Origin of the sequence: Anaerocolumna sedimenticola (genome assembly GCF_009931695.1) — a bacterium.
In the GTDB taxonomy this organism is placed as follows: Bacteria; Bacillota; Clostridia; order Lachnospirales; family Lachnospiraceae; genus Anaerocolumna; species Anaerocolumna sedimenticola.
On record NZ_CP048000.1, the window covers coordinates 1,985,182 to 2,005,110 of the forward strand.

The window sequence follows — 19,929 nt, forward strand, 5'->3', positions numbered from 1 at the left end:
AGGAGAAAGTGATGTCAAATAAAAATGGAAATATAGTAACGAATAATCCGTTTGTCAGAAAGATGGGTACACAAAAAACGATTGTCTTAATTATCATTATTGCCCTGTTTACATTCTTTTGTATAGCAAGTCCGTCATTTAGACAGTATTCTACGGTTTTGAGTATTATGGATTATTCCTATTACATTACTTTAATGGCAATTGGTGTAACCTTTACCTTGATTACAGGCGGTGTTGACTTATCAATCGGTACCGGACTTGTATGTTATTCCATTGCCGGTGGTTATCTGGTTGTTTATAAACACTGGCCGGTTGTACTTGGGATGCTGGTAGCGATTCTGTTTGGTGTTTTAATTGGGTTATTAAATGGTATTTTAGTAGCAGTTATGAATTTGCCGCCATTTATTGCAACCTTATGTACCATGATGATAACCAGAGGGTTAGGTTCCCTTTGTTCCGGTGGTTTTGGTATTCCCTGGCCCCAGGCTGGTACGGACGGAGCATGGTTTCGAAGTATTTTTAAACTCAAGATCGGTACTATGAAATATCCGGTAGGTTTCCTGCTGATAATTGTATTAATTATAATTATGTCGATCATCTTAAATAAATCTAAGATTGGCCGCTATATTATTGCAATCGGAAGTAATAAAGAAGCAGCAAGGCTCTCCGGTGTTAATGTTAAAAAATATCTTATTATTGCCTATGTTTTATCCGGTTTATTTGCAGGTTTAGCCGGAATCGCATACGCAGCAACCTTTACCAGTATTAATCCTGGTACCGGAGCAGGTTTGGAATTAGATGCTATCGGTGGTGCAATAATCGGTGGTGTATCCACAACCGGCGGATCCGGTTCGATTGTCGGCGCATTACTTGGTGTATTTGTAATGTCAATGTTAAAAACAGGACTTCCCTATATCGGTTTGCAGGCTAACTGGCAGCAGATTATTACAGGTGTTATATTATTAAGCGCAGTTCTAATTGATGTATTAAAAAGAAAAGACAAATAAACATGTTATGTAAACGCGTATGCGGTTCATAAATAAATGAAAAATAATGGAGGGTTCAAAAATGAAAAAGAAATTTTTGGTAGGTTTACTTAGTGCAGCTATGGTAGCAACCATGTTAACAGGCTGCGGAAAAAAGCTGATACATCAGACAATTCAGCACCAACAACAGCTCCAACTCAGGAAGCAACCGCTGATGAGGGGACTGCAGAAGCAACAACAGACGATGCTGCAACTTCTGATTCATCATCCACAGGTGATATCGTAGCAAAATCTGCTTATCACTTTGAAATTGTATCAAAAGGATTCCAGTCCACTTACTGGCAGGCAGTTTACAAGGGAGCTTCTGCTGAAGCAGAAAAATTAGGGGTAACAATCAACATGGTTGGGCCTAACTCTGAATCAGATATCGCAGATCAGGTACAGATGTTAAATAGTGCAGTGAATGCAAAACCTGCAGCAATCGGTTTAGCATCCCTTGATACAAAAGCAGCTTTAGATGCTATCACAGCAGCTCAGAGCGCTAATATTCCGATTATTGGATTTGACTCCGGTGTTCCGGCCGCTCCGGAGGGTGCTGTATATGCTAACGCATCAACCGATAACTATAAAGCTGGTGCAGTAGCAGCAGACGGTATGTATGACGGTATTAAAGACAGGGTAGCTAATGCGTCCGGTCCTGTTAGAATTGGTGTTGTTAATCAGGATGCTACGTCCGAATCGATCTGTAACCGTGGTTTAGGATTTATTGATGAAATGATTACAAAGCTTTCAGCTGACGGTAAAACAGCGGCTGTAGTTGGTAATGATTATTATGTACAAAATGTAAAAAGCCCTGTAGTAGATGAGAAGAGCGCTAATGTTATCATTGAAGTCAGAGTACCTTCCCAGACTACAACAGAATTGACAGCAATCGAAGCATCCACAATCTTAAATCAAAAAGACACAATTGCTATCTTCGGTTCTAACCAGACAGCAGCTGAGGGTGTTGTTACAGCTAATGATAACTTAAGTGTTTTAGGAACAGGCGAAGGCCAGATTATCGGTGTAGGTTTTGACTCCGGTTCCGTTCTGAAAGCTGCAGTAACCAGTGGAACCTTATATGGTGCTGTTACCCAGGCTCCGGTATCTATCGGTCAGAAAATGGTTGACTTACTGGTACAGGTTGCTAACGGTGAAACAGTAAGCAATGTTGATACAGGATGCCAATGGTATAATAAAGATAATATTGCCAGTGAAGAAATAGCTCAAAACTTATATGACTAATATCTACTTCTGAAATAGAATAAACTTACGAAAAAGAAGGAGCTGCTTTTAATAGAAGCTGCTCCTTCTTTTTCGTATAAATAGTCCCGCGAAAGGAATGCGAACTTTTAAAAGAATAGCAAAAACGCTATTCTTCATGATTTATACCCAAAAGCATGGGTATTAGTTTAAGATAGGAGGGGCAATACGGTGAAGAAAAGAAAGATGGAAGAAAGGTATTCCGTATTAGGAGGAATACGAGTAAAGCTAACTGGTGCCTATTTAATACCGGTTGTCTTAATCGTTTACTTGGAGTACTATCCTATACCAGAGCTTCTGAAGCGATTATATCTAATTATGAGGCAGCAACCAGAAATACGGTACAAAAAACGGCAGAATATTATAGTTTGCTGATGTCGGATATTAATGCAAAATCTCAAAAACTCGCCGGTGATAATACGATAAGAAGTTATTATAACGGTGATTATAAAGATTCCTCCGGTAAAGAATCAGACAGCTACAGTTCAATAAACAGAAACATTCTTTCTGAAAAGACATCGGATTCTAACTTGAATTTAATATCAGTGTTAGCACCAAAAGGAAAGGGTCTATCAACCAATGGTATAATCGGTCAGGAAGCATACGGTAAATTTATTGAAACAAAAGAGGGTAAAAAAATTCTAAATGCTTCCAATACGGCAGGCGTATGGACCGGGTATCACAATTACATAGATGATTATTTAAATATTGGGATAAATACTTATGGAATAGCGCTGTCCAGACAGATTATAAATAATAAGATGGAGACTATAGGTATTCTGGTAATGGATATAGCTTTGCCCGCGATTAAGACCCCATTAAAAACGATAGATCTTCCTAAAGGAAGCCAATATGCTTTTATCACTGCCGATGGAAGGGAAATTATTTCAGAAGGTGATAATACAAAAGCCATCTTTTACGGACAGGATTTTTATAATAAGGCAGTAAAAGCTGCAGAAAATACCGGGCTGCAATATACCAACTATCAGGGAAAAGCCAATCTCTTTATTTACTCCAAAGTAGGAGATACCGGAAGTATGCTTTGTACCCTGATTCCTAAAAGTGTTATTATAAAACAGGCAGATGGCATAAAAACCGTCACAGTTATTGTGGTTATATTAGCTATAATAATTGCATTTTTAGTTGGAGTTATTCTCGCAAGCGGTATCGGAAGTACAATACATAATATAAATTCAGTTGTTAAAAAGGCGGAAGAAGGAGACCTGACTGTAACGGCCCGCACCAAACGAAAAGATGAATTCAGTCTTCTGGCAAAACATATAACGGGAATGTTAAGCGGCATGAAGTTATTGGTCAGTCGAACAGCAAATGCAACCTACTCCATATCGGAATCAGCCGAATCGGTAGCTGCCGCCACATCCAGGTTAATTGAATCCGCACGCAGTATAACTCAAGTGGTTGAAAATATTGAAGCCGGTATAGAGCAGCAGGCAGAAGATGCGCAAAACTGTCTGAAAATTATGGGTAATCTGGATGAAAAAATTAATTACGTAAATATAAGTGTTTCGCAAATTTCGAAATCTGCCGGCAGTACAAAAAATATTGTAAAAGACGGAATTATTACTATGGATGAATTAAGGAATAAATCAAAAGCTACGTTCCGGATCTCAAAAGAAGTAATAGAAAATATTGAACAGCTGGGATCAGAGTCTGCCGCCATTGGAAGTATAATCTTAACAATTAATGAGATAGCGGAACAGACAAATTTACTAGCGCTAAATGCCTCTATTGAAGCAGCCAGGGCAGGTGATGCAGGGAGAGGTTTTGCCGTTGTAGCGGATGAGATCAGAAAACTCGCTGAAGCTACGGTTTTGGCCTCCGACAGAATCAATAAAATAATAGGGAATATAGAAGAGAGGACAAAGATAACGGTAAAAGCCGCCAGTGAAGCAGAAGAAATAGTGAACTCACAGGAATCAGTGCTTTTGAATACATCACAGGTGTTTGACAACATTACGAAACATGTTGAAAGTTTAACGAGAAATATAGATGAAATTACTAACCGTGTGAAAGATATTGAAGAAACGAAAGTAGACACCTTGAATGCAATCACCAATATATCATCCGTATTGGAGGAAACAGCTTCTGCATCGGTAGAAGTTCAATCGGCTGCTGACAGCCAGTTAGCTGCAACAGAACATTTAAACCACACAGTAGGAAGACTTAGAGAAAATTCTAAAGAGTTGCAGAATGCAATCAGCAGTTTTAAATTATAACAATAGTACAAATTTACTTAATTAGGATAACGTTGCGGTATAGTTCTTAAGATATAAACCTGTTAAAGAATATGATTTCATATTTAAAAACAGGTTTATATTTTAGTAGACTGCAGCGTTTTTTTAAATTATTTTATATCAATGTTGCAAAGGCAGTGTTCCTACGCTGTTATTCTCCGGTTTTATGTAACGATACACTCACAAAAAACACGTCACTTATGTTGCCTATGAACAGTAACGTTAATAAACTATAAAGTTTTTATACTATTATAATAATATTGTATAAATTATTGATATATGATAAAATAACAATGCAAAACTATGGGACAAGGCCTTAAATTATTAAAGAATCAGGAAACTGTGTGTTGTTACAGGAGGTTTAACATTGAGATACCGTTCTAAAAAAAAGAAAGAAATATCATGGCTAAAAACAATCTTATTATGTTTAGTCCTAATATTAACAGAACTTTATGCTCTTGATGTTGAAACTGAATTTCAGTCATTACATACTGTTGCGATCAACAATCTTTCAACAGTTTTCTGGCATAATAAAAGAGTAGATAAAATAGCCGAGATTTCAAGAAGTCTGTCGGATGAAGTGACTTCAGATATCTCATCCGGGGCTGTGAATTTATTATCGCCCAAAATTAACTCATTCGATTTCCTATCTTTTTTAGTAAAAAACAAAGGTATTTATCCTTTTACTTTGAAAGTCTTACTTACTTTATTACTGAATGCGTATGTAATAAGAAGGTATTTAATTCTTTATATACATAATTCGGATGGTGAAAAAGGAGTGGCGGCGGGTTATAGGGCATTAATACCTTATTATAAATTTTGATATTCAGATTCCGTCCGGATATTTGTTTAATAAAATAACTATAATAATTTAAACAGTATCTGCAACTAAAAATTATGAAAAGAGGATTATTTATGAAACCAGGAAAGAAAATGCTTGCTGTCATATTTATTACTATAGCGGCATTTATTTATATAGCAGGATTTGGACTAGGCAGCCGCGTAAAGGGTGTATTTGATATGCGTTTTGGTATTGATATCCGCGGTGGAGTTGAAGCAATATTTGAACCCCAGGGATTGGATCGGAATGCTACCGAACATGAGCTTAATACAGCCAGGGAAGTAATTGAGACCAGACTTGATAATGAGAATATTGCTGATCGTGAAGTAACAGTTGATAAGAATGCCGGTTACATTATCGTTCAATTTCCTTGGAAATCCGGTGAAACGAATTTTAATCCGGAGGATGCTATTGCAGAATTAGGAGAAATGGCAGAACTTACCTTTAAGAATCCTGATGGGAAAGTATTGATACAGGGTAAAGATGTTGAGAATGCATCCCCGGAAGTTAATAAATCGAATGATATAATCAGCGGCTATCAGGTGGCTTTGCAATTCAATGCTAATGGAGCAAAATTATTTGAAAAAGCTACCGGTGATTTAATTGGCGAGAAAATGAGCATCTATATGGACAATAATCTGATATCCAATCCTACGGTACAGACTAAGATAGCTGGTGGAAAAGCAGTAATCACCGGCCTTGAAAGTTTTGAAGAAGCAAAGGAATTAGCTGATAAAATTAACGCAGGTGCGCTTCCTTTTTCCTTGGAAACTACGAATTTCTCAACCATTAGTCCGTCACTTGGGAATAACGCTTTAAATATTATGGTAATAGCCGGAATAATAGCATTTTTTATGGTATGTATTTTTATGATCATTTATTATAAACTGCCGGGTGTTATCGCATGTATCACACTGGTACTGCAAATGGTATTGCAGATGCTTTCCATTTCTATTCCGCAGTATACCCTTACCCTTCCGGGTATTGCCGGTATTATCTTAACACTGGGTATGGCGGTGGATGCCAATATTATTATTTCGGAACGTATATCGGAAGAGTTAAAGAAAGGTGTTTCTGTCAGAAGTTCCATTAGAAACGGGTATAAGAGTGCTTTTTCTTCCGTATTAGACGGTAATGTTACAACCGCTATCGTTGCGGTTATTTTAATGATTTTTGGATCCGGTTCCATGTTAAGTTTTGGTTATACCTTATTAGCAGGTATGGTTGTGAATCTGCTGGTGGGTGTTAACGTATCAAAAATGCTCCTCTTATCATTTTCCGATTTCCGTTTATGGAATAATGAAAAATGGTATAGAAAAAAGAAAGAGGTAAAAATATTACCGATTTATCAGAAGAAATATGTGTTTGCAATAATTTCCGGTATTATAATTCTCTCCGGAATTGTTGGATGTTTTGTAAAAGGGGTAAAACTGGATACACAATTTACCGGCGGTGCCGTTTTAAGTTATACGGCTTCGGAAAGTGCTGATACGGATAAAATTAAGGATGCAATCGAAAAACAGACCAACAGACCGGTTACGGTTCAGATTAAGAAAGATAATATGACCGGTAAAGAAAGACTTTCGGTTACCCTTGCCGGTAATGAGGGTATGTCACCGGACGAACAAAAAGAAATTACAAAAGTAATTAACAGTACCGGAGATAAGGTTAATGCAGAACTTTCAGAGACTTATGTAGTAGAACCGTATATTGGTGCAAAAGCACTTAGGAATGCAGGTATAGCCATTGCACTTTCTTCTATCTTCATCGTAATTTATGTTTGGATAAGATTTTCTGCAATGTCAGGTCTGTCAGCCGGTATTACTGCCCTGATAGCATTGTTCCATGATGTATTTGTAGTGTTTACCGCATTTGTACTGTTTGGTATTCCTTTAAATGATGCTTTTGTAGCGGTAGTCCTCACCATTATAGGATATTCCATTAACGATACAATTGTAGTATATGACAGAATCCGTGAAAACAGGAAATATGACAGTAAGATATCTGTAGTGGATTTGATGAATGCAAGTACATCCCAGACACTTGCCAGGTCAATCAATACTTCATTAACTACCGCAATCTGCGTTCTTATTATAATGGTTGCCTCGGTGGTATTCCAGATTAATTCCATCAGGGAATTCTCATTGCCGATGTTTTTCGGTATTCTGACCGGATGTTATTCATCAATCTGCATTGCAGGTACTTTATGGGCTGGCTGGAAGAACAGAAAAGCCTGAGGAAAAGGGTTAAGGCTGTGAAATAAGTTATAACTTCATAATTACTTATGCCAGTAAAAATAATTATGGCCTAAGTAATTATTACTAAAATAGTAATTGGGAAACATAAAATTTGTATTTATAGGACATGAAATTCATAGAATTTTAGAGTTGAATCTTGCCCCTAAAGGCAACTGAAGGCATAAAATTCGTATGAAATATTTGTAATATTTAGATAGCTATATTGTTTTGCAAATACCTATATTACTAACAAACTGAAAGGGAATACTGCATTAGTTAAGAACATAACGATGTAGTATTCCCTTTTAAGTATCTTATCTTTATTAAAGCTTCCTTTCAATGAGCTGCAGATTTTTCTTAAGCCGTTCATCGAAAGGACTGATTTCAATTGCAGCTTCTGCGTGTTGTTTGGCCCTCTCATACATTCCAAGACGGTAACAGCTGATGGCGGCCAGGTCGTGGGGAGTATAATCCCAGCAATAGCCCATATTTACAAAAGATTTAGATTTTTCTTTGATTTTTAGTGCTTCTTCCGACATAAAAAATGCCATAGGCCAGTCGGTTTTCAGATATGCGGTTTTTGCACACTCAACATATGGATCACGCATATCCGGTGTTTCAGCAATTGCCCTAAAAAACCAGCTGTAAGCCTGTTTCAGATCTTTTAACTGGAAGTACGAATTTGCAATCCATCGCATGGCGGCACAACGTTCCTCTTTCCACACTGAGGAAGGAAGGGTAAGATACCGCTTTAAAGTATCAATACATTTCAGCCATTCTCTGTTGTACATATATTCTCTTCCCAGGTAATAAGTGACACGGCTTCCTTCCGGATCTTCATCGACTGCCAGTTCCAAAAGAGGCAAATAGGATTTTCTGGATTTTGTATTGTCTGGGTAATGGTTCAGTACCATACCGTTTATAATTACGGTTTTTAGAGGCTCTTTGCCATAGTAGCTCAGCCATTCATGGACAGGGTGGATCCATTTAAACCCCTGTCTCACATGTATTTTGGAATAATACATCTGGATATCGGGAGAGCCGTCCGGTTTTAAACTCCAGTTGTAGATGTACTTACCGGATTTGGCATCCGGTGTCCAGGACTGTTCCAGATGTGTTCTCCAGCCTTTTTCAAATAGTTCATCAAGATCCGTACAGACACAGATATCAACATCAGCAGGAACATGGTCCAGCGACAGATTACGTGCGGTGTCAAATCGCCAGGGATTAATTTGTTCTACATAAACATAAGCTCCTCTGCTTAACAATTTTTCTGTGGTTTTGTCATTGGAACCCGTATCGGTTACTACGATAAGGTCGGCTTCACTCATGGAATCCATCCATCGGTCTACAAATTTCTCCTCGTTTTTGCAGATCGCATAGACACATACTTTATACTTATTCATGAGAGGACTCCAAAGCCGCATTATATTTTATATCTATCAATTCCAGATTTCTTTTTAGACGGATATCATCTGGCTCCATCTTAATAGCGATTAGCGCATAATTATGAGCTTTTTCATACATTCCAAGTCGGTAACAGCAGATGGCTGCCAAATCATAAAGCTCATAACCCCAAGAGTCGGTTTCGAGGAGATAACTGCCTGTTTTCTCGGTGATGGCCAAAGCTTTTTCCGTCATTAGGTGAACAAGGGGCCAATTATTTTCAAGATAGCCAAGTCTCGCCAAATACAGATAGGGTTCCCTTATATGCGGGCACTCGGCGATTGCTTTAAACAGCCAACTCTGTGCTTCCTTATAATCCCCTTAAGCTGATAGCATTTCGCTATAAAACGCATGGAAGCAGAACGTTCCTCATCCCATTTTGCCGAGGGAAGACTTAGGTGCCGCTTAAGCTCTGGAATACATTTGTCATATTGACCATAATACATATATTCTCTGCCAAGCCAAAAGGCTGTCCTGTCATCCTGGGGATTTTCTTTCGCGGACAATTCCAGCAGAGGCAGGTATTGGGACCTGGGTTTGGTAAGATCAGGACGGTGGTTTAATACCAAACCGGGTATTCGTACGATTGACTCTTCACCTTCACCGGTGTATTGCAATATCTCATGAACGGGATGTACCCAGTGAAAATTTTGGCGTCTATGGATTTTTTCCATAAAGGATTGCTTATTTGGGGTACCGTCCGGTTTCCGGTTCCATGTAAACGTATACATTGCCCTGGTATTACCTGGCTGCCACGCATCTTCCAGTTTTTCACGCCAGCCTTTTTCGAAAACCTCATCCATATCATTAGCAACACAGATATCCACATCCTCCGGAACGTGGTTCAAAGCAATATTGCGGGCAGTATCAAACCGCCAGGGATCAATGGTTTCTGAATAGACGACAGCACCCCTTAAGCGGAGTTTTTCAACCGATTGATCCGTTGAACCGGTATCTGTCACCACAACCATATCAGCCTCATTAACTGAATCCATCCAGCGGTCTACAAACTGTTCTTCGTTTTTACATATGGCATAAACGCATATCTTATATTTATTCATTTGATTTATACACCTCTGTCTTTCCTTAACAGTCTGATTTGAATCAGAGTATTATATTAATATAAAGGGAAGAAAAAAGCCGTATGAATACTCTGATTATTTATATAATATGCGGAAAGAGATTTGGGTGTTAAAAAAGGATATTAAAAAATTAATTGAAAAACATGTTCTATTGTTATAAAATTTAACTATGCGTTACAAGCTAAGGACAGAATTCATTCAAAGAAAAGTAATGGATTGAAATGAATGGATTGAATGAATAGATTGAAATGAATAGTTGAAATGAATAGTTGAAATGAATAGATAGGTTATATGTAATAACAAAGGAAAGGATGGCCATATGGGAATATTCCAAAGTAAAAAAATCAAATTAGAGAAAGTTAATAATGAGGGCAAAGACCTTTATTTTATCGATTATTATAAATTGAATGAACCGGAGGGATTTTTAATCAATTTCATTCAGGATTACAGTGAAAATAAAAACAGTCTTTTAGTCGTTGATGCCGATAACTTTTATGTAAAAAAACATAAAGAAGCTGATAACAGAATAAATGAATTGAAGACAATACTTGATAATCATTGTATTCCCTTTAAGGAAGTAATATCTAAAAAAGAAGTTGACAATAAGATTTTCGGCATAAAAGTACAAAATTCAATAAAAGTAAATACTTCTAAGATTGGATTGACTGTATCAGCGGACCAGCTCAGTAAAGTAAGCAATCTTATAAAAGACTATAGTGTATTTTATTATATTGCTTTTGATAATATGGATTCAGAAACACTTATAAACCAATTTCTTGATACCCGCGGTAATTATGATGAATTAAGCGAATTATACGAATCAGCTATATTTAATGATGCTTATTTCCGTCGCATGAGAGTATGCAGTAAGAAAGATATAAGCCAAGCCCTTGAATCGCTAATACAAAAATATCAAGGCTAAGCTTAAATCAAATATACAAAGCCAATTATCCTCCTATTTCGGTAATGGTGCAAATAACTTGTATGTGAGATAGATACCTTGTATAAGTATAACAATTATATTTATAGAATTCTTAATAAACAAGGAATAAAATTGAGGATTAAAAAATATATAAAGTTGTCTTTGGAAAAGTGGTATGAAAAGGGATTCTGGAATGATAAAACGATACCATATACCCTTTTTGACGGACAAAAGGCGGCGGCCAATATTCTTGTTATCCAATATGAATTCAGTATGGAGGGTAAGACAAAAAAATATATTCAATTAAGTACGGTAATGACGGATAAAGAATACCGGAAACAAGGACTTTTGCGGTTTCTCATGGAGAAAGTATTAAAGGATTGGAAAGGGAATTGTGACGGTATGTATCTGTATGCTAATGATTCCGTCCTGGATTTTTATCCGAAATTTGGTTTTAGGAAAGAAAACGAATTTCAGCGAATCCTACCATTAACAGGGAAAAACTTCGCCATGCGTAAATTAGACATGTCCAATCAGGATGATTTTAATCGATTGCTTGGCTTGTGCAGACAGCCTAATCCTTTTTCCAGGATTGATATGAGTAAAAATTATGAGTTAGTTATGTTTCATGCCATGATGGACAAAAAAGACCATATCTATTATTTAGAGGAATATAATATAATTGTTTTAGCTAAACAACAAGAAAAAACTCTCATTTGCTATGATATATACGGTTATACAGATGTTTCGTTAACTGAGATTTTATCAAAAGTTGCAGATTTTTCATGTGAAAGAGCACAATTATTATTTACCCCCAAAAATCCGGAGACCGGAGTTACTTCTGTTTATGAGGAAGAAGATACTACACTTTTTGTTTTGGGAGAACGCGATACTATATTTGCCGAGGATAAGGTAATATTACCGCTTACTTACAGGGCTTAATTAGTTGGAGAATACTATGGAAGGACTTTGTTGGAACATTTAGAAATAGTTAACGAGTTTATTTCTAAATGTTCTTTTTTCTACTGCTAAAATATACCAGTTAAAAATAGTATTAAAGGCCCATTGGTGATATTTGCTTGCTTTTATATGCTGCCGATTGTATACTTAAAATGTAGTCCGTTTTGTAAAACACTGCATGTACTGTACAGAACTTGCCAATGGGCAGGTTTTTTTATCTTATAGGAGATTATGTCCTATAAGATAAAAAAACCCTCCGGGCAAGATGCACACCTCGCGGAAAGGAATTTATTGCTTCGCAATCCGCTCGGGCGCGAAAGTGTCAGCAGGCTGACACTTTGTTGTTTCATAGGATTCAGGTGTCTAAAGGTAAATTTAGCTGCCTTTCCCTCGAATACTACTATTTGTTTCTGAAAAGGATGATTCTAATTATGAAAAAAAAATCATTTACCTTAACTGCTAAGATATTTCTGATTCTTATTATATTCGCTGTTATCCCTATGGATTTGATATTAATTTTTATGAAGAGTCGTTTTGAAAATTATATTATATCAGAATTAAATGCAAGAACGGCACAAACACTTACAAAAAGTGAAGAAGATTTACATGAGACATTTGATCGGCTGTCTAATTTATCAAGTATCATTGTGTCGAGTGAATTATTAAAAAATGAATTACAAAGTAAGGATTCTTATTTCAAAAAATATAAAGTTTTTGATGATGTAGTTTATCAGATTATGCTGAACAGTGTTTTCGATGCTAATAAAGTACAAATAACCATTATTGATAATAATCAGGATATTTATTCAAACTGGGAAAAGAATTATCATGACTATACTTTTTTGTTGGATAAAGAATTTGTTAAGCAAAGTCAAAACAATAAAGGGTATGTACAATGGGCTGCATTTTCGGATGCTTTTATTTTAGAAGACAAAGAAACAGATAAATATATAGGATTATCCAGAAGTATACTTAATGAAACGGTAGTTGGGAATGAGATAGGTACTTTAATTATCAGCATAAGGCAGGATCAGATCAGCAAGGTCTTGGAGAAGTATGCAAATCCTGGTGATAGCATCTATGTGTGTGATGAAGACGGACAGATAATATTAAGATTAGACCAGGGAAATGGAATATTATCTGAAGCGGCAAGTATTATGCCAAAAGAATATTATCAAGATGTAGTAGAAGATAAAGTAAAGTCCATCAATGGTTCGGACTACTTATTGTGTAATTATAATATCGATGCAAAATGGACCATGAATGGAAAAGAATTGAAAGTATGTTATTTTTCTGACTATCAGGATGTCATGAAGCAGTTTAGAGTCTTCACAAAACAAATGAACATCTTAGTAATGGCAGCTCTTATTATATTAATTATAGTAATCTATTTTATTGCAATTATGATTGTCAAACCAATAAAGCTATTGGCACACCATATGAATCAATATGATATGAATATAGATACCTCTTATAAAGAATTGAATGTAAAGAGAAATGATGAAATCGGCCATTTAAATCGTTCTTTTTATAATATGAATGAAAACATCAAAGAACTGTTTAAGCAAATTAAAGTGGAACAGAAAGTAAAAGAACAATATCGTATTGAGTTTCTAAAAGCTCAATTAAATCCACATTTCCTGTTTAATACCTTAGGTACTATCAGATGGATGGCTATTATTAAAAAGGCTGATAATATTGTAGAAATGATAGATGCTCTTGGTAATATGCTAAGATACAGTATGGGAAAAGGAGAGGAACTGGTATCCATTGAAGAAGAAATTGATAATTTAAAAGGATATATTAAGATTCAGAATATGCGCTATGGAAATTTATGTGAAACGCGAATCCTGGTACCAGATAGTTTATTTCAATACAAAATAATACGATTTATGCTTCAGCCTATCGTTGAAAATGCAATTGTACATGGTTTTGGGAAAAATAAAAAGGACAACATATTGACGATTAAAGCAGATACGATAGGAGACTATTTACAAATAATCATTGAGGATAACGGAAAAGGGATAACGGATGAGCAAATGGTTCATATAAATCAGGAGAATTGTGAAAATAGTCCGGAGGATAGTCAATTAGAATATAAAAAATTTAATAAAATCGGTATTCATAATGTTAATGAACAAATAAAAATCAGATTTGGAAATATGTATGGCTTACATTTTGAACGAGCAAATGATAGCGGTACAAGTGTTATAATAAAATTACCTTTAATAAAAGAGGATGATGAGAATTATGAAGAACGTAATGATTGTTGATGATGAGATTATGGTGCGGCTAGGTATGCAGTCAATAATTGATTGGGAAGAACAAGGATATCAGGTAGTTGCCGAAGCGGAAAACGGTCAAGATGCATTGGAAAAAATTGAAATATATCATCCGGATTTAATCTTTACCGATTTAGTAATGGATAAAATGGATGGTTTTCGATTAATCGAGGAATGCAAAGAAAAATATAACAATATACAATTTGTTATATTGAGCAATCATAATGATTTTAATAATGTGAGAAAAGCATTGCAATTAGGCGCATTAGATTATGTATTTAAATTAACCATCAATAAAGAAGAGATATTAAAAATACTGGGGGAAGTGAATCAGAAGTTAGGAAAATCATTAAATAATGAAATGGAAAGTGTCGTTCGTAAAAACAGACAAGCAATAAAAAGTACATTGATAAAAATGCTGGCTGAAAAAACATATATAGATAGAGATGAGATATTAAGAGAATTGAATATTGTTAACGTTAGATTCCCTTTTGACAAACCATACATAGTAATGATAGTTGGAATAGATGATTTTACAAGGGAAGTATTAACCGGAAAAATCACCAGCATTCAGTTAACCAAATTTTCAATGGAAAATATGATCACTGAGATTTTAGAAGATCAGTTTAATATTGTAGGATTTAACTATGATGCGGATGATGTGTTATATTTGATTGAAACGGAAGGATTTGACGATCAGGGAAAGATTTATAGTGAATTAAATCAAAAATTTCAAATCATTTTTGAATATCTAAAAAGATATTTTGATATTAATGTAACCGGAGTTATCAGTAAAATTTATAACAACATTGAAGGAATTCATTATGCTGTAAATGAATGTAAAAATGCATTATACCAAAGACTGCCGGGTGAATGTGGAAAATTACATTTCTGTGATGATAATTTACGAAGTGAAATCAGGATTATTAAAGAATATATAAATGAACATCTGAATGAAAATTTAAGCATAGAGATTGCAGCCAGAGAAATAAATATGAGCCAGAGTTATTTTTCACATGTGTTTAAAGACAATATGAAAATGGGATTTACGGATTATGTTAATCGTACAAGAATTATGCGTGCCTGTGAACTACTGCAGAATCAAAATATAAAGATTAACGAAGTTGCCTTATTAGTAGGAATTGAAAACTATAACTATTTTAGTATCTTATTTAAGAAAATTATTGGCATTGCTCCCAATGTATACCGTAAAAATATTATTGAAAAAACAGAAGAAATAGGAGAAAGTATCTAAAATATACTTACATCAAAAAATAATGATGATATTTCAAAATAAAGTGATAATAAATAAATTGTTGCTTCTTTAAAAAGTATTATTGTATAGGAAAATAGCAATTTACTTAATGGAGAATTGAAGATTGTGACTATATAATCAAACTGTATTTAAAATAATCCATCGGGAGGAGATACAAGATGAAACGTAAATTGGTTTCAATTATTTTGGTAGCAGTTCTGTGCACTTCATTACTAGCGGGTTGTGGGGCAAAAAAAGAAACAGCAGGAACAAATGTTACTGCAGATGATGCAGCAGACAATAAGAGTAGCAACAAAGATATGGTGACAATTAGATTTTGGGGCGGTGTACCGCCGGAAACAGGTCCGCAGGATGTTGTTGACCGTTTTAATGAAGAATATAAAGATAAAGGTATTCAAGTAGAGTATGAGAGGTATGTAAATGATGATCAAGGAAATTTAAAACTTGAAACAAGCCTTTTAGCCGGAAGCGATATTGATGTATACGTATCTTACGGTACTTATAAGATGCAGAAGAGAGCAGAAGGCGGAATGGCGCTTGACCTTTCAGAATTAATGACCAGAGATAATTTTGATTATGAAGGCATGTTTGGCAGTGACGTGAAAGCAGATTATATTAATGGTAAACCGTATTCAATAGCAAGTGTTATTACAAAAGGTACACTTCTCTTAAATAAAGATATGTTTGATGCTGCCGGAATTGCAATTCCTACGGAATGGACTTTTGATGAATTTAGAGAGGTATGTAAAAAGTTAACCAAAGGCGAAGGCCAGGATAAAGTATATGGTATGTTCTGGAACACTCAGCAAAACATTACTGAATATTGGCTGTATCTGGCAATGCAGACTTTAGGCGGTAATCCTTTATACAAAGAAGGCGGTAAAGAAACTAATTTTGATAATGATGTTCTTAAGAAAACAGCTGAATTAGTATACAATACAATGAATGTTGACAAAACAGCACCTACCCATGTGGACAGCATAACACAAAAATTAACTCAGGAAAGTATGTTTTTAACAGGACATTCGGCTATGATAGTTGGAAATTGGGCAATTCGCAGCGTAAAAGATAAAGAGCAATATCCCCATGATTTTGTTACTGCATATGCACCTTATCCGGTTATTTCGAAAGACCAGAGAAATTATGTATATGGTGGTTTAGGCGATGAGATCAGTATTAATCCCAAATCAGAAAATGTTGATGCCGCTTGGGAATTTGTGAAATGGTATACGCAAGATGGTGTGTCATCAATGGCAGCAGGCGGACGTATTGCATTGTGTAATAAAGTGGACAAGAATGTATTAGCTGAATCGTTCTCAAAAGGTGCAGAGGATTTAATAGATATGGATTCTGCAAAAGCTCTCGTTTTCCCGGTAGGAGGTGAAAAACTTACGATACCGACGATAACAACCAGCTTACCGGAGATACAGAAGATACTGGCAGAAGAAACAGAAGCTTATTTTACAGATCAAAAGGATCTTGATACAGCATTTGCGGATGCAAAATCCAGATCAGATGAATTATTAAAATAGAAAAAAGGGAGGGGGTTCCCTCCTTTTTCTATTTTCACGAGAATCTTACAGAAAGGAAAATAACTATGATACATGAGAAGATTGATATTAAAGTCAATAATAAAAAAGCCGCTTTGGTAACATATATACTTGATAATTTTGTGGAAATGGATTTAAACCGAAAACGGCCGGCGGTTATTATATGCCCTGGCGGTGGATATAGTTTTACTTCAAACAGAGAAGGAGAACCGGTCGCTATCGCTATGAATCAGAAAGGCTTCCATGCATTTATTCTGCACTATACAACAGAATACGGGAATTTCCCTCAAGCCCTGTTAGAGTTGGCAAAAAGTATGGAATTAATTCGAGAGAATGCGGATAAGTGGCACATAGATAAAGAACAAGTGATAGTCTGTGGTTTTTCTGCCGGCGGTCATTTAGCAGCCAGTTTGGGGGTTTTCTGGAATAAAGATATCCTATATAATAAATTACATTGCCAGAAGGAAAAAATAAGACCGAATGCTCTTTTACTCGCTTATCCCGTCATATCATCTGCTCAAAATAAACATCAAGCTTCTTTTCAGAATTTATTAGGAGAGGATAAAAGTAATCTCTTGGAAATGTTGTCTTTAGAGAAACAGGTTACAAAAGATGTTCCGCCTGCTTTTATTTGGCATACCTATACGGATAAGACGGTGCCGGTTGAGAATTCCTTATTATTTGCAACGGAGTTGTGTAAGTATAAGATACCATTGGAACTTCATATTTATGGTGAGGGAAATCATGGGCTAAGCCTTGGAACAGAAGAAGTAAGTACTGAAAAGTTTGAGTGCAGACCAGAAATACAAAACTGGATTGATATGTTTTCAGTTTGGATAAAAAAATTAAAAGATATTAAAACAAATTCGTAAAATAATAATTATTTTATAAAAAAGCGTACATCAATAAACAGATTATTATAATAAAAAGACCATTTACTTCATGGATGTAAGTGATCTTTTTTTATATACTTTTTATTAAGAAAAGAACAGGAGGTAAGATTGTGAAATTAAGCAGACAGACAAAAAAGGATATAGCAGGGTATGTTTTTATATTACCCAATTTAATAGGTGTCTTGCTATTTACGTTTATTCCAATTGTATATTCCTTAATAATCAGCTTTACAGATTGGGATTTTACAAAAGGATTTGGTAATTGGAACTGGGTAGGATTTAAGAATTTCCTGGATATATGGAAGGATAAGTGGTTTGTAGATTCCTTAAAAAATACAATCATTTTTGCGGTTTGTGTTGTATTATTCACCTTAGTAACAGCAATTATATTAGCGGTTGTAATAGACCGATTCTGTTTCGCCAAAACGCCGATACGATTGGCATTATTTATGCCATACATCTCGAATGTTGTAGCGGTAGCGATCGTTTGGGTTATGATGTATTCACCCTGGGGGCCGTTTACGCAATTTGTTAAATCAATGGGTGTGAAAAATCCACCGCAGTGGCTGGGCGATTATAAATGGGCACTGCCGGCGGTTATCATTATGACCGTATGGGGGGGAATTGGTTATGCAGTTATGATTTATACGTCAGCAATACAGGGATTACCTAAAGATGTGTATGAAGCAGCTGAGGTTGATGGTGCCGGAGAAATAACAAAATTTTTAAAATTAACCATTCCTTTTCTGTCACCAACAACATTTTTTCTAATAATAACAACACTGATTTCTTCTTTTCAGGTATTTGCACCCATCCAGTTGATGACCAGAGGCGGCCCGGGTTCCTCTTCGTCCGTATTGGTATATTATATTTATCAATCTGCATTTAGCTTTTATAAAATGGGTTATGCATCGGCAATGTCATGGATTCTATTTATTCTCTTGTTTATAGTTACATTAATACAATGGAAAAATCAAAAGAAATGGGTTAGTTACTAGGAGGCAAGTGATGATGGAAAAGAATAAGAAAAACAAAGAAATAATTTCATTAAAAAGCAAAGGTATATTAGTTAAAGTGCTTCTTACAATAATCATAGCAATCATAGGAATTACAATGATTATTCCATTTATATGGATGTTAAGTGCTTCCATGAAAATATCGGCAGATGTAATGGAATTACCAATAAGGTGGATACCAAAAAGTTTTAATTTAAATAATTATAAAGAAGTATGGAACATTGGTGGAGGAGCAACAAGAGACTATCATTTTGGATTGGCTTATTTTAATTCCTTAAAGATTGCATTTATAAATTTAATCGGTGCGGTTTTGACAAGTACTTTAGCTGGTTATGCTTTTGCAAAAATTGATTTTAGAGGACGAAATATACTATTCCTTGGGTATCTTGCCACTATGATGATTCCATCTCAGGTTACATTAATACCTAAATTTGTAATGTTCAGTAAGATAAATTTACTGGGGACTCATCTTACTTTAATACTACCAGGAATTATTACAGTTACAGGAACATTTTTAATGAGACAGTATTTTATGCAGATTCCGGATGAGTTAAAAGAATCGGCATACATAGACGGAGCAAATGAATTCCAAATATGGGCACATATCATGGTACCTATTGCAAAACCATCTATGGCATCATTGGCCATGATTGTATTCCTGTGGAATTGGAACAACTATCTGGATGCATTGGTATTCCTATCAAATTGGAGATTGTATACGATTCCGGTATCATTAACCAACTTCATTGAGGAAACTTCTACACAGTACAATTTAGTTATGGCAGCATCAGCGTCAGCATTAATACCTGTTTTTATTGTATTTTTAGCGGGACAGAAATTCTTTGTAAAAGGGTTAATGTCCGGTGCAGTGAAAGGATAGT

At 35.5% G+C, this 19,929-nt stretch carries 17 protein-coding genes; 14 read left to right on the forward strand and 3 right to left on the reverse strand.

The annotated features are described in order from the left end of the window. The first annotated feature begins 11 nt into the window (after window positions 1-11). The 6 genes from Ana3638_RS08820 (at window position 12) to secD (ending at window position 7,621) form a co-directional block, all read left to right on the forward strand. Window positions 12-1,007 (forward strand): ABC transporter permease, encoded by a 996-nt coding sequence (locus Ana3638_RS08820; RefSeq protein WP_161837691.1) that lies wholly within the window; start codon window positions 12-14, stop codon window positions 1,005-1,007. A gap of 61 nt (window positions 1,008-1,068) precedes the next feature. After that, a complete protein-coding gene (locus Ana3638_RS26170; protein WP_330587948.1) occupies window positions 1,069-1,272 on the forward strand; it encodes a hypothetical protein in 204 nt (67 codons plus the stop codon). Between the two features lie 23 nt (window positions 1,273-1,295). After that, window positions 1,296-2,270, forward strand: coding sequence for a substrate-binding domain-containing protein (locus tag Ana3638_RS08825; protein WP_330588027.1), 975 nt, complete (start codon window positions 1,296-1,298; stop codon window positions 2,268-2,270). 392 nt (window positions 2,271-2,662) lie between these two features. Continuing rightward, the gene (locus Ana3638_RS08830) at window positions 2,663-4,525 is read left to right on the forward strand and encodes a methyl-accepting chemotaxis protein (RefSeq protein ID WP_246241097.1); all 1,863 of its coding nucleotides are present in this window, start codon (window positions 2,663-2,665) and stop codon (window positions 4,523-4,525) included. Between the two features lie 385 nt (window positions 4,526-4,910). Beyond that, a complete protein-coding gene (locus tag Ana3638_RS08835; protein WP_161837693.1) occupies window positions 4,911-5,366 on the forward strand; it encodes a hypothetical protein in 456 nt (151 codons plus the stop codon). 92 nt (window positions 5,367-5,458) lie between these two features. Further along, on the forward strand, window positions 5,459-7,621 hold the full coding sequence (gene secD / locus Ana3638_RS08840) for a protein translocase subunit SecD (protein WP_161837694.1): 2,163 nt from the start codon (window positions 5,459-5,461) through the stop codon (window positions 7,619-7,621). 323 nt (window positions 7,622-7,944) lie between these two features. On the opposite strand, the gene Ana3638_RS08845 is transcribed toward secD, so the two are convergent. The 3 genes from Ana3638_RS08845 to Ana3638_RS08850 are packed head-to-tail and all read right to left on the reverse strand — an operon-like array spanning window position 7,945 to window position 10,128. Further along, window positions 7,945-9,027: a tetratricopeptide repeat-containing glycosyltransferase gene (locus Ana3638_RS08845; protein ID WP_161837695.1), complete on the reverse strand. Its 1,083-nt coding sequence runs from the start codon at window positions 9,025-9,027 to the stop codon at window positions 7,945-7,947. Then, window positions 9,020-9,310, reverse strand: coding sequence for a hypothetical protein (locus tag Ana3638_RS26175; protein WP_330587949.1), 291 nt, complete (start codon window positions 9,308-9,310; stop codon window positions 9,020-9,022). The genes Ana3638_RS08845 and Ana3638_RS26175 overlap by 8 nt, the downstream gene beginning before the upstream one ends. A gap of 17 nt (window positions 9,311-9,327) precedes the next feature. After that, window positions 9,328-10,128: a glycosyltransferase gene (locus Ana3638_RS08850; protein WP_330587950.1), complete on the reverse strand. Its 801-nt coding sequence runs from the start codon at window positions 10,126-10,128 to the stop codon at window positions 9,328-9,330. Window positions 10,129-10,468: 340 nt separating this feature from the next. Here Ana3638_RS08850 and Ana3638_RS08855 point away from each other — a divergent pair, with 340 nt between their 5' ends. From Ana3638_RS08855 to Ana3638_RS08890, 8 genes are all read left to right on the forward strand, one after another. Beyond that, window positions 10,469-11,071, forward strand: coding sequence for a hypothetical protein (locus Ana3638_RS08855; RefSeq protein ID WP_161837696.1), 603 nt, complete (start codon window positions 10,469-10,471; stop codon window positions 11,069-11,071). A gap of 132 nt (window positions 11,072-11,203) precedes the next feature. After that, entirely contained in the window at window positions 11,204-12,013 is an 810-nt protein-coding gene (locus tag Ana3638_RS08860) for a GNAT family N-acetyltransferase (RefSeq protein WP_161837697.1), read from the forward strand. A 449-nt stretch (window positions 12,014-12,462) separates the two neighbouring features. Then, the gene (locus tag Ana3638_RS08865) at window positions 12,463-14,304 is read left to right on the forward strand and encodes a sensor histidine kinase (RefSeq protein ID WP_161837698.1); all 1,842 of its coding nucleotides are present in this window, start codon (window positions 12,463-12,465) and stop codon (window positions 14,302-14,304) included. Further along, window positions 14,282-15,568: a response regulator transcription factor gene (locus Ana3638_RS08870; protein WP_161837699.1), complete on the forward strand. Its 1,287-nt coding sequence runs from the start codon at window positions 14,282-14,284 to the stop codon at window positions 15,566-15,568. The genes Ana3638_RS08865 and Ana3638_RS08870 overlap by 23 nt, the downstream gene beginning before the upstream one ends. Before the next feature lie 179 nt (window positions 15,569-15,747). Beyond that, the gene (locus Ana3638_RS08875) at window positions 15,748-17,121 is read left to right on the forward strand and encodes an ABC transporter substrate-binding protein (protein WP_161837700.1); all 1,374 of its coding nucleotides are present in this window, start codon (window positions 15,748-15,750) and stop codon (window positions 17,119-17,121) included. A gap of 65 nt (window positions 17,122-17,186) precedes the next feature. Further along, window positions 17,187-18,011, forward strand: a complete 825-nt coding sequence (locus tag Ana3638_RS08880; RefSeq protein WP_161837701.1) for an alpha/beta hydrolase — start codon at window positions 17,187-17,189, stop codon at window positions 18,009-18,011. A 131-nt stretch (window positions 18,012-18,142) separates the two neighbouring features. Further along, complete coding sequence (locus Ana3638_RS08885) at window positions 18,143-19,030, forward strand: carbohydrate ABC transporter permease (protein ID WP_246240927.1); 888 nt, start codon at window positions 18,143-18,145, stop codon at window positions 19,028-19,030. A 10-nt stretch (window positions 19,031-19,040) separates the two neighbouring features. Beyond that, window positions 19,041-19,928, forward strand: coding sequence for a carbohydrate ABC transporter permease (locus Ana3638_RS08890; protein WP_246240929.1), 888 nt, complete (start codon window positions 19,041-19,043; stop codon window positions 19,926-19,928). Window position 19,929 lies beyond the last annotated feature (1 nt).

Coding starts and splice junctions, on each gene's coding strand:
- Ana3638_RS08820 (WP_161837691.1), top strand. CDS start 12: ATGTCAAATAAAAATGGAAATATAGTAACGAATAATCCGTTTGTCAGA.
- Ana3638_RS26170 (WP_330587948.1), top strand. CDS start 1,069: ATGAAAAAGAAATTTTTGGTAGGTTTACTTAGTGCAGCTATGGTAGCA.
- Ana3638_RS08830 (WP_246241097.1), top strand. CDS start 2,663: ATGTCGGATATTAATGCAAAATCTCAAAAACTCGCCGGTGATAATACG.
- secD (WP_161837694.1), top strand. CDS start 5,459: ATGAAACCAGGAAAGAAAATGCTTGCTGTCATATTTATTACTATAGCG.
- Ana3638_RS08845 (WP_161837695.1), bottom strand. CDS start 9,027: ATGAATAAGTATAAAGTATGTGTCTATGCGATCTGCAAAAACGAGGAG.
- Ana3638_RS08850 (WP_330587950.1), bottom strand. CDS start 10,128: ATGAATAAATATAAGATATGCGTTTATGCCATATGTAAAAACGAAGAA.
- Ana3638_RS08855 (WP_161837696.1), top strand. CDS start 10,469: ATGGGAATATTCCAAAGTAAAAAAATCAAATTAGAGAAAGTTAATAAT.
- Ana3638_RS08865 (WP_161837698.1), top strand. CDS start 12,463: ATGAAAAAAAAATCATTTACCTTAACTGCTAAGATATTTCTGATTCTT.
- Ana3638_RS08870 (WP_161837699.1), top strand. CDS start 14,282: ATGAAGAACGTAATGATTGTTGATGATGAGATTATGGTGCGGCTAGGT.
- Ana3638_RS08875 (WP_161837700.1), top strand. CDS start 15,748: ATGAAACGTAAATTGGTTTCAATTATTTTGGTAGCAGTTCTGTGCACT.
- Ana3638_RS08880 (WP_161837701.1), top strand. CDS start 17,187: ATGATACATGAGAAGATTGATATTAAAGTCAATAATAAAAAAGCCGCT.
- Ana3638_RS08890 (WP_246240929.1), top strand. CDS start 19,041: ATGATGGAAAAGAATAAGAAAAACAAAGAAATAATTTCATTAAAAAGC.